The organism is Glutamicibacter sp. AGC46 (assembly GCF_053543715.1).
On the sequence record NZ_JBLVOJ010000012.1, the window covers coordinates 358,103 to 367,764 of the forward strand.

The 9,662-nt window shown below is 59.0% G+C and carries 10 protein-coding genes and 1 tRNA gene; 6 read left to right on the forward strand and 5 right to left on the reverse strand.

Annotation, left to right across the window (positions count from 1 at the left end; all coding sequences use genetic code 11):
* Positions 1-41: 41 nt before the first annotated feature.
* Positions 42-740: a YqjF family protein gene (locus tag ACNPM8_RS09895; protein ID WP_448939773.1), complete on the reverse strand. Its 699-nt coding sequence runs from the start codon at positions 738-740 to the stop codon at positions 42-44.
* An 869-nt stretch (positions 741-1,609) separates the two neighbouring features.
* Between ACNPM8_RS09895 and ACNPM8_RS09900 the strand changes: the two genes are divergently transcribed.
* Positions 1,610-2,140 (forward strand): hypothetical protein, encoded by a 531-nt coding sequence (locus tag ACNPM8_RS09900; protein WP_434692193.1) that lies wholly within the window; start codon positions 1,610-1,612, stop codon positions 2,138-2,140.
* Positions 2,141-2,686: 546 nt separating this feature from the next.
* Positions 2,687-3,037 carry a tyrosine-type recombinase/integrase gene (locus ACNPM8_RS09905; RefSeq protein ID WP_402735377.1) on the forward strand — a complete coding sequence of 117 codons (351 nt, stop codon included), beginning with the start codon at positions 2,687-2,689 and terminating at the stop codon, positions 3,035-3,037.
* On the opposite strand, the gene ACNPM8_RS09910 is transcribed toward ACNPM8_RS09905, so the two are convergent.
* The 4 genes from ACNPM8_RS09910 to tmk all read right to left on the reverse strand — a co-directional run bounded on the left by ACNPM8_RS09910 (position 3,019) and on the right by tmk (position 6,536).
* A tRNA-Thr gene (locus tag ACNPM8_RS09910) sits at positions 3,019-3,090 on the reverse strand. The two genes, ACNPM8_RS09905 and ACNPM8_RS09910, sit on opposite strands and share 19 nt — an antisense overlap.
* Positions 3,091-3,172: 82 nt before the next feature.
* Complete coding sequence (locus ACNPM8_RS09915) at positions 3,173-4,708, reverse strand: alpha/beta hydrolase (RefSeq protein ID WP_332728480.1); 1,536 nt, start codon at positions 4,706-4,708, stop codon at positions 3,173-3,175.
* Positions 4,709-4,731: 23 nt separating this feature from the next.
* On the reverse strand, positions 4,732-5,886 hold the full coding sequence (locus tag ACNPM8_RS09920; RefSeq protein ID WP_434692189.1) for a DNA polymerase III subunit delta': 1,155 nt from the start codon (positions 5,884-5,886) through the stop codon (positions 4,732-4,734).
* Positions 5,883-6,536, reverse strand: a complete 654-nt coding sequence (gene tmk / locus ACNPM8_RS09925; RefSeq protein WP_133835065.1) for a dTMP kinase — start codon at positions 6,534-6,536, stop codon at positions 5,883-5,885. Before tmk ends, ACNPM8_RS09920 begins: the two co-directional genes overlap by 4 nt.
* A 146-nt stretch (positions 6,537-6,682) precedes the next feature.
* Between tmk and ACNPM8_RS09930 the strand changes: the two genes are divergently transcribed.
* The 4 genes from ACNPM8_RS09930 to ACNPM8_RS09945 all read left to right on the forward strand — a co-directional run bounded on the left by ACNPM8_RS09930 (position 6,683) and on the right by ACNPM8_RS09945 (position 9,604).
* Positions 6,683-7,840 carry a trans-sulfuration enzyme family protein gene (locus tag ACNPM8_RS09930; RefSeq protein WP_332727722.1) on the forward strand — a complete coding sequence of 386 codons (1,158 nt, stop codon included), beginning with the start codon at positions 6,683-6,685 and terminating at the stop codon, positions 7,838-7,840.
* A gap of 85 nt (positions 7,841-7,925) precedes the next feature.
* Positions 7,926-8,228: a DUF2516 family protein gene (locus tag ACNPM8_RS09935; RefSeq protein ID WP_332499012.1), complete on the forward strand. Its 303-nt coding sequence runs from the start codon at positions 7,926-7,928 to the stop codon at positions 8,226-8,228.
* A 128-nt stretch (positions 8,229-8,356) separates the two neighbouring features.
* A complete protein-coding gene (locus ACNPM8_RS09940; RefSeq protein ID WP_105658786.1) occupies positions 8,357-9,103 on the forward strand; it encodes a phosphoglyceromutase in 747 nt (248 codons plus the stop codon).
* 198 nt (positions 9,104-9,301) lie between these two features.
* Positions 9,302-9,604: a DUF4193 domain-containing protein gene (locus ACNPM8_RS09945; RefSeq protein ID WP_038993831.1), complete on the forward strand. Its 303-nt coding sequence runs from the start codon at positions 9,302-9,304 to the stop codon at positions 9,602-9,604.
* Positions 9,605-9,662: the final 58 nt, after the last annotated feature.

Sequence of the window (9,662 nt, forward strand, 5' to 3'; positions counted from 1 at the left end):
AACCGGGGAGCCTTCTGCCGCAACTGCCTTGTGCCTGGCCTCTAGCAGTCCAGTACGGTTGGTGCAGCGAACAGCGTATCGACGCCTTCGGCGTACAGAACCGAGTCAGGAGCTCGATCAGCGAGAGTGGCGAAACCGGCGGCACGCAGCAGGCCATCGTCGAATTCAACGAGTTGTGCAGGTTGCAGCGGCCACGGTTCATGGTGGTTCCGGCAGTGCAAGGTGCGCCCAAGATGCCGCTGGTGGAACGCCCACTGTGCCGATAGCGCGATGGCGGTCTGCGAACCCGGGGTAATTGGATCGGCACTGGCAGAAGCTTCTACCGGACGCACGACGATGCGGGAACGTGCGCTCGGATTTCCGATGCGCCGTGTTGCATAGCTGATCGTGCCGGCCTTCTTCAGGATTTTCATGGACGACCACTGGTACTTCAGCCCGAAGACTGCCCGCGCCATGAGCACAGGTAGCAGGCGTGATGCTTCAAGGCTCAGGAATACCACTGCGCGGCGTCCTTGATTGTCAACGGAATAGATGCGCACGTTGATCTCCGGGAAGTCACCCAACCACGGAATCGCAGGACCGGAGAAGAACGCACTGCGCGACATCTGGAAAGCGATGAGGCCCACCCAAGCACTGCCGTCGACAATATCTGGCCGGCATCCTTCGGGCATGTACGGCGCCACCTCATCCGGGCTAACCCGCCAATGCAGGAACGCTACTTCGCTCCACCGTTGGCGCATGATCGCCTAGCCGCCTAGCGAGGGCGGTTCAGGGGAGTACTGCAAGGATTGCATCAGTTTGGAATTCCTTGGAAATTGCTGTCGAAGGCTTATACCGCTTTTGCCGGTCGCGAACCGGGATCCATGATCTGCTGATCGCGGAGTGAAGAATCGTTTGCCGGCTCTGGCCTAATTGAATATCCAAAAGCGCCGTTGGGCAAGATGCGGGATAAGAATGGACTGCGTGGGAATCGAAGACCCCGGGACCAGTCATGAAAATCCATTGAAAATTGCGAAAACGAGTCCCCTGCCGGATTTGAACCGGCGACCGGCTCTTTACGAGATAGACGAAGGCGATAATTGAGTGTTCCGCAAGGTGCTATTTGGCCTAGATATAAGGCTATTTAGGTTGTGGGGGCACGGCATCTCAGAATTTACCCGGCAGTGTGTGCATACATTTGCATACGCATTAGCCAGCACGTCATAGTGCCGTTCGTACGCTAGCGCGTAGCGTCCTTTGAAGTTGCTCCCCCTATCCTGTCCAGTGCTCTATGTAGACTCACCGTAAAACCGTTTGAAGAAAGTGCAGGCATGAAAGAAACAGTATTCGCCCTAGTCTTTATGGCAGCGTGCGCGGTCGCTTTCTTCATCCCTGAACCATGGTGGATTTCGTTCCCGGCTGGCGTCATAGCCTTAGCCATAGGCGGTACCCTCCTAGTTCGGGCGTTGAAGGTGAAGCGCGCATGAAAAAGACACCGTTGATGATTTTCGCACTTGCTCTGGCTGTGGTGTTCCTGCCTATGCCGTGGTGGCTACGTCTCCCGTCTAGCCTAGTTATCATGGCCGCCGCAATCATGCTTGTAGTCAATGACAGAAGGACGGAATAGCCAGTGAAGAAAATGCTTGCCACCGCTGTGGTGACCACTCTCGCCCTTGCTAGTTGCTCTGCGGGTAATCAATCGGCAGATGCCACGCCAAGCGCCACAGCAACGCTCGGCGCGTCCACTAGTGCCGAACCTGTTGCGCTAGCTGAAGCTGATATTGCAAAAGCAAAGCAAAGCGCTATAGATTCAGGCCGGCCTGAAAACGCATGGGATAAAAATTGCATTGCTTGGCAGTGGCCCGAAGCTAAAACCAAAGGGCAAGCATGGGCCAATGAGCTTGGCAAAGAGTGGCTGAAATACCGAGGTGTCGATTGTCCAGACGCTATTGTCGTTCCTTTTTACGACATCACTTCATTTGAGCCGGGAAAGAATGGCGAACTGGTAGTGAACTATTCAGGGGATCCTCAATGGGACGGCAACGGTCTAATGGCGGCTCAGCAAATCATGGCAGACCTCTCGAAATTAGATTTGGACCCGAAAATGGTAGTAGTCAGGTACGAGCAGAACGGGCTCGAAATGACCTCAGGCCAGCAATAGATTTAAACGAAAAATCGCCCCCATCGTTAGCCGGGGGCGATTTCATGTTAGTTGCGAATGATGTTTTGGATCCTTTGTATTTGGGCGACAAACTGCGTAGACGATTCCCGCCGTGCGGGTATGGATTCGGGTAGGCCTTGCCAACCGTCTTGTTAGTGGCGTTAACGGCTCATAGGTAATCCTGAAGGCCGTTTCGGAGTGCCGCCCAGATCATGCTGCCCGCGTTCCGTCAATGTTTTTCGAGGGTTCCGTGGATGAAAGATGCAAAGTCATTGGCGCTAGCCCCTTGCTAACGACGGTCTTTGACATTCTCCAGCGACGCGTGGAGGCATTGGGCTATACCCCGATCAATCAACATCAAAAATTCATGGGTTGAAGTCCGAGGTGTGGCAGTAGAACAAGGAAGCGTCAAAACCGATGCTTCTAGGTCATCCGTTGAGATGGACTTGGATGTAGTCGATGCCCTTATATGCTGGAAGATTAGCCAGATTGAAGAACGCGATGTCTCCACGATGCCTACCCGCCAACCTTTGAATCCCTTCCTACGTGGCAGAGCTCTTCGCAAAGCTACGCGTGGCGGCGGGCGCGCCCGCTCCCACATTGCACGGACTGAGGTATGAACACGCGGCCCTCATGGCGCAAGCTGGCGTTGATGTGATGATCATTCCAAAGCGACTGGGGCATTCGAATATTGTGGTCACGAGTAGCTTTTACGGCCATTTCATGTCGAATGCCTCGCGCAATGCGGCGTCTAAGGTGTCGCAACGGATGGATGCTAAGAACGATGATGTGCACACATTGCACACACAAGACGGTTTTTGGGCGCAAAAAACGCCCCTGCCAAAATCAATAATGATTCTGACAAGGGCGTTAGGCCGAGCCCCCTGCCGGATTTGAACCGGCGACCTGCTCTTTACGAGGGAGCTGCTCTACCCCTGAGCTAAGGAGGCCTGTACCTGCAAACAGGCACCACGTCACTTTATCCGAGGAATTGTCTGAACGTCAAAACGGCGACGACATCATCAAGCCCAATCAGCACCGGGTGCCGGCTTCGGGGACTTTGCCGTCAATCAGGTACTCATCCACCGCTTTGGTAATGCATTCATTGGAGCGTCCATATGCGGTGTGGCCATGGCCTTCATAGGTCAGCAGGGTCGCGTTGTCCAGCTGCTGCGCCAATGCCTCAGACCATGCGTAGGGGGTAGCTGGATCGCCGACGGTGCCAATGACGAGGATCTCATTCGAGCCTTCCGCGTCGAGGACTTCAGGCTTGCCAGTGGCGTCGTGGTCCCAGGCCTCGCAGGTGATGCCGCCATAGGCGAGATACTTGCCCAAGGTCGGGGCCGCACGCATCAACTCTGTTGCTTCGGCCTGCATCGCTTCTGGACTGGCGTCCATTGGACGGTCCAGGCAATTGATGGCGGTGAAAGCATCGGTGGAATTCGATGCATACGTGCCGTCGCCCTCGCGGTCCGCCGAGAGATCCGCGAAGCCGAGGATCATATCCACATCCGCGTCGTTGACGGCAGCGTTCATCGCATCGGTCAAAATGGGCCAGCTGGAATCGTCATACAGCGGCAAGATGAAGCCGTTGATGAAGTCGATGATCGGCACTGCACGCCCGTCGCTGGCGGTCATTGGTTCGTTCTCCACCTGCGCAAAGAACTGCTGCAGCTGCACCTTGGCCTCTTCAACGGTTCCAGTGAACGGGCACTCACCGCTTTCAAGGCAATTGGCGAGCCACGCGTCGATCTCCTTCTCGAAGCCAACGGCCTGGGCCAAGGTGAGGTCCGAAGCTGTGCTGGTTGGATCCATGGCGCCATCGAGTACGAAGCGACCCACATTCCGGGGGAACAAATCAGCGTAGGTTGCTCCGAGGAAAGTTCCATAGGAGAAACCGAGGTAGTCCAGCTGTGCATCACCGAGCACAGCACGGATCACGTCCATGTCCTTCGCTGCCGAAACGGTATCGACGTGGCCTAGGAGATCGCCGGTATTGGACGCGCAGTCAGCTGCGTAGTCCTCGGTATCCTCGACAATTTCGTCCTGGTCTTCAGGAACCCAAGCCCGCAGGTTTTCCTGGCGTCCCTCATCGGTCTCGGCACCGCTTTGGCAGGTGACCGGGGAGCTTTCTCCCACGCCTCGCGGATCGAACCCGATGACGTTGTAGGCGCGCTGCAGGTCAGCGCTGAACATGCCTGGTACCGAGGACGCCACCAGATCCAGGCCGGATCCGCCTGGGCCGCCGGGGTTTACCAGCAAATTGCCTGTCGCCCCGTCCACGGCGCGGCGGTTCAACGCCAGATCAATGCTCTCGCCTTCGGGATCGGCATAGTCCATCGGAACCTCTATGGTGGCGCATTCGATGATGCTGCCGCATTCTTCCCAATCGAGGTCTTGGCTGTAGAAGGATTCCAATCCTTCCGGTGTACTGGCGTTGGGCGCGGACTGCGACGCATCCGATGCGCCGGACTGCGAATCCGCTGTAGTGGAAGAGCAGCCGGCCAGGGTCAAAGCCAGAGCGGTCCCCACTGCGGCCAAGCGCATCATCGGTGAGCGTGCAGGCACTTTTAGTGTCTCCTTGTGATGGGTTAACGGCGTCCCGGCTGAGGCAGCAAACGGGTCATGAGTGCTTCCAGGGCCATGAGCTGGTTGACGTTGGCAGCCAAGCGGCTGCGCGTTTCATTGATGGCATCAAGCTGGGCCAAGGACTTCTCGCTGGACTGCTCCGCTGCGAAACGTTCGAGCTGCTCGCGCAAGTGCTCGTTGATCAGCTCAATTCCGGTTTTCAGCTGGATGCTCAAAACATCGCGGAAGAATGTGGTCAGGTCTGTCAGGGTACGGTCCAAGGCATCGAAAGCCGCACGCCGAGCGAATCGCTTGGCATCATCCTCCAGCGCCTTGAACTGTCCACGCAATCCAGCGGGGATGTTCTCCTCTGGACCCAAGCCGTTGGCGTGGCGCAGCTGGGCAATCTTGTTCTGCAGATCGGTGCCGGTAATGTTCTCGGCACGCTCGCTGGCCAGTTTGGAAATTTCTGCGGCAGCGGCCATCGCCTGCGGCAAGGTGGTGGTGCGCAACGGCAAGGTAACGACTTTTTCACGCTGGATGCGTGCTTGCTCGTCACGGGCCAGCAAACGGGCTACGCCAATGTGGGACTGCGAGACACGGGCAGCGAACAGCGCCTGTTCCGGTTCCAGCCCGTCACGGCGCACCAGAAGATCCGCAACATCCTGGGTGGACGGCACGGAGAGATTTACCGCGCGGCACCGTGAACGAATGGTCACCAGAACATCTGCAGGAGACGGGGCGCTCAGGATCCAGATCATCTTGGCGGGCGGTTCTTCAATGGCCTTGAGCAGCACGTTGGTGCTGCGCTCGGACATGCGGTCGGCATCTTCGATGATGATGATGCGCCAGCGGCCGGTGCTAGCACTTTCCTGTGCACGGGTAATCAGATGGCGGACGTCAGCAATCTGGTACTCGAATTTGTCGGTGGATACGAAAGACACATCCGGGTGCTCCGAATTCATGACCATTTTGCAGTTGGCGCACTGCCCGCAGCCGGCCGGGGCCTGGGTGCACTGCAAAGCCGCCGCGAAAGCCCGCGCCGCGGTGGTACGGCCCGAACCCGGGGGACCGGTGACCAGCCAGGCATGGGTCGGGTTGCCGCGATCAACCTCAGCGGTCAACGTGGCAATGACACGTTCCTGCCCGGCAAGTTCTGCGAAGACTGGCCGGGTCACAGCAAGCCTGCCAAATGCTGCGCAACCGACTGGTGCAGCTGCTCCACGCTGGCGGTGGCATCCAGGACCAGATAGCGCTGCGGATCACGGGCCGCCAAGTCGAGGAAGGCGTTGCGGATGCGTTCATGGAAATCATCCGGCTCGGATTCCAAGCGATCCGAATCCTCCACGCCGCCGCTGGCCGCAATGCGCCGGGCACGTCCCTGCGCGGCGGAGATATCAAGAATGATGGTGGCATCCGGCTTCAGTCCGCCGGTTGCGAAGTCGTTGATCGATGCGACGGCATCAAAGCCGAGGGCGCGGCCCATGCCCTGGTAAGCCAGCGAGGAATCAACGAATCGGTCGCAGATGATGTGGGTGCCGGCTTCCAGCGCGGGGGAGATGACCTGCTGGACATGGGCGGCACGCGCCGCCGAGTAAATCAGGGCCTCGGTACGGGCATCGATCTCGCCGTGGCCATGTTCGAGCACCAAGGAACGCAGCTCTTCGCTGATCTGGGTTCCGCCTGGCTCACGGGTAGTGGTGACCTTGGCGCCACGGGACTCCAGCCATTGCTGGGCCAAGGCGACCTGCGTGGACTTCCCAGCGCCGTCACCGCCTTCAAAAACGATGAACAAGCCACGGGTTGGGGTACTCGATTCGATACTCACCCCACTAGCCTATCCAAGGACATTTAAAGATGTGCGCTGCAACGGCAGGATGTGCAACGAAAATGCGCCCAGTGTGGTGGATCAGTCAGATGAAATGTAGTGAAATCCACCGGCTGGCAGCGTCAAAGGAAGCGTAGAGTTTTTCCATGAACCCCCGCACCGCAGAATCAGGCGCCAATCCGGCCTGGGATCCGAAAACTTTGCTCGTTGCCGGCGGGCGTCCGGCCCATGGCTACGATGCTCCAGTCAACCACCCGGTAACCTTCACCTCGACTTACCATTCCAAAGGCCAGGCGGCGCCGGGTGAACGCGTATATGCGCGCTTCTCCAATCCGACCTGGGATCCGTTTGAAGAAGTACTGGGCCAGCTCGAAGCGGCAACGCTGCCTGCCCTGGTGTTCTCCTCGGGCATGGCAGCTATTGCCGCCGCATTGAGCATCGTGCCAGAGGCCGGCGTGCTGGTGATGCCGCAGCATTCCTATAACGGTTCGCTGGCGTTGAGCGCAGAGCTGCAAGATGCGGGACGGCTGCGCATTCGCCCGGTGGATATTGCCAACACCGAAGAAGTGCTCGCTGCCTTGGATGGGGCCGATGTGCTCTGGGTGGAATCGCCAACCAACCCGATGCTGGAAGTCGCCGACCTGCCGACCCTGCTGGCTGCTGCCAAAGCGAAGAACGTCGTGAGCATCGTGGATAACACCTTTGCCACCCCACTGCTCCAGCAGCCGCTGGTCCACGGTGCCGACCTTGTAGTTCACTCGGTGACCAAGTACCTGTCGGGCCACTCGGACGTGATCATGGGCGCGCTGGTCACCAGCGACGAGCAGCTCCACAGCCGCCTGCATGGGTACCGGACCTTGCATGGCGCGATCGCCGGCCCGATGGATACCTTCCTCGCATTACGCGGGGTGCGCACCATGGCCGTGCGCCTTCAGCGTTCGCAGTCAAACAGCCAGGTGCTGGCAGAACGCCTCGCGGCACATCCCAAGGTGCAGGCCGTACGCTACCCGGGACTGCCCAACGACCCGGGCCACGCGCGCGCCGCGGACCTCATGGGCGGGTTCGGATCGGTGATCGCCTTTGAAGCGGGAAGCACCGCCGAAGAAGCGGACCGGGTGCTGGAAGCCTTCCAGCTCATCACCGGCGCCACCTCGCTTGGAGGCGTGGAATCCCTAGCTGAGCGCCGGGCCCGCCACGCTTCGGAGCCGGCCAGCGTCCCGGCCAGCCTGATCCGACTATCAGTAGGCATTGAAGAGGTGGAAGACCTCTGGGCCGATCTGCAGCAAGCGCTGGACCGGCTTTGATGCCCGCGGGCGCTGATTTCCGCGCGTGGCACAGCGCCCATCATTTGCGCCAGAAAGGTAGAGTACAAGCATGAACATGTTGCGCATGGCCCAAATAATCGAGTACTACATGATGATCGCTTTGAGCATTGTCATCGTTGCGCTCGCCGTCTGGGCTTTGGTTGATTGCCTGCGTCATGGCGCAGATCGTTTCGCCCAGGAAGGCAAGCGCACCAAGGGGTTCTGGCTTGGACTGACCGTCGCCAGCACCGCCGTGGCACTGCTCGGCATCTTCAGCCAGGGCGGAATCGGCTTCCTGCAGCTGATCGGCGCCTGCATCGCCTGCGTGTACCTCGCGGACGTCAAGCCTGCCGTCAGCGGCAAAGGCGGCGGCTGGTACAACTACTAGGCGTGCCAAGGCACCAAGTTTTCCCGAAGACCTGCATCCGCATCTTGGCGGACTGCAGGTCTTCGCACTTTAATCACGGGCCTTAACTTTCGCACGAGCAGGCTTGCGCATTGGTTAGGATGGATTACATGAGCCACACTTTGATTTTGCTTCGCCACGGACAGAGCGAATGGAACGAAAAGAACCTGTTCACCGGTTGGTACGACGTATCGCTGACCGAGAAGGGCCGTGCTGAAGCTGCCCGCGGCGGCCAGCTGCTGACCGAAGCTGGCTACAAGCCGGAGGTGCTTCACACCTCCTTGCTGACCCGCGCCATTGTTACCGCGAACCTGGCCCTGGAAGCCGCTGGCCGTTCGTGGATCCCGGTGAACCGCGACTGGCGCCTGAACGAGCGCCACTACGGTGCGCTGCAGGGCAAGGACAAGGCGCAGACCTTGGCTGAGTTCGGCGAAGAGCAGTTCATGGAATGGCGTCGCAGCTACGACACCCCGCCACCAGCACTGGATGATTCCTCGGAGTTCAGCCAGATCAACGACGAGCGCTATGCGGCATTGGGCGACTCCGCCCCACGCACCGAGTGCCTCAAGGACGTGCTGGATCGCATGCTTCCCTACTGGGAGAACAACATCAAGGCCGACCTGTCGGCAGGCAAGACCGTCATGGTCACCGCCCACGGCAACTCGCTGCGTGCGCTGGTCAAGCACCTGGATGGCATCAGCGATGAAGACATTGCTGGCCTGAACATCCCAACCGGCATCCCGCTGGTCTATGAGCTGGATGACAACTTCCAGCCAATCACCAAGGGCGGAACCTACCTGGATCCAGCAGCCGCTGCGGACGCCATCAAGGCCGTTGCCAACCAAGGCCGCAAGTAGGACACGCTTTTCGGCGGCATCGGGGCTACTGGCTACTCGCCAGTAGTTCGCGATGCCGCCGTCCGCTTGTTAACGCCGAGGTAACGCCAAGCATCCGGCTGTGAGCGAAACAACTGCGCACGATTGTATTTTTGGCATTAGTATGCTGTAATCTCCTATTTCGAATAGGCTCAATGGCTCACGTTAGGAATGCAATTCGTGGCAACTGATTACGATGAAGTCCGCCCAGACGTTGCTGAGGCACGTAAGGCTTCTCTGGATGCGGTGAAGTCCGCAAACGCACCGGACGCCAAGTCGGTGGTGCGCGAGCTCGACGAGACCGACCACACCGATGGCATGGATCTGCCAGGTGCGGATCTATCCAACGAGGAATTGACCGTTACGGTCATTCCGCAGAAAGACGACGAGTTCATTTGCGGCTCGTGCTTCTTGATTCGCCACCGTTCGCAGCTGGTGCGCGAAGAGGGCAATGTAGGCTTCTGCGTCGAGTGCGAAGGCTAGAAGCCCGCTAGACGCTGGCGCCACTTGCGCGCCAACAACCTGCGAGGGGGGGCCACCG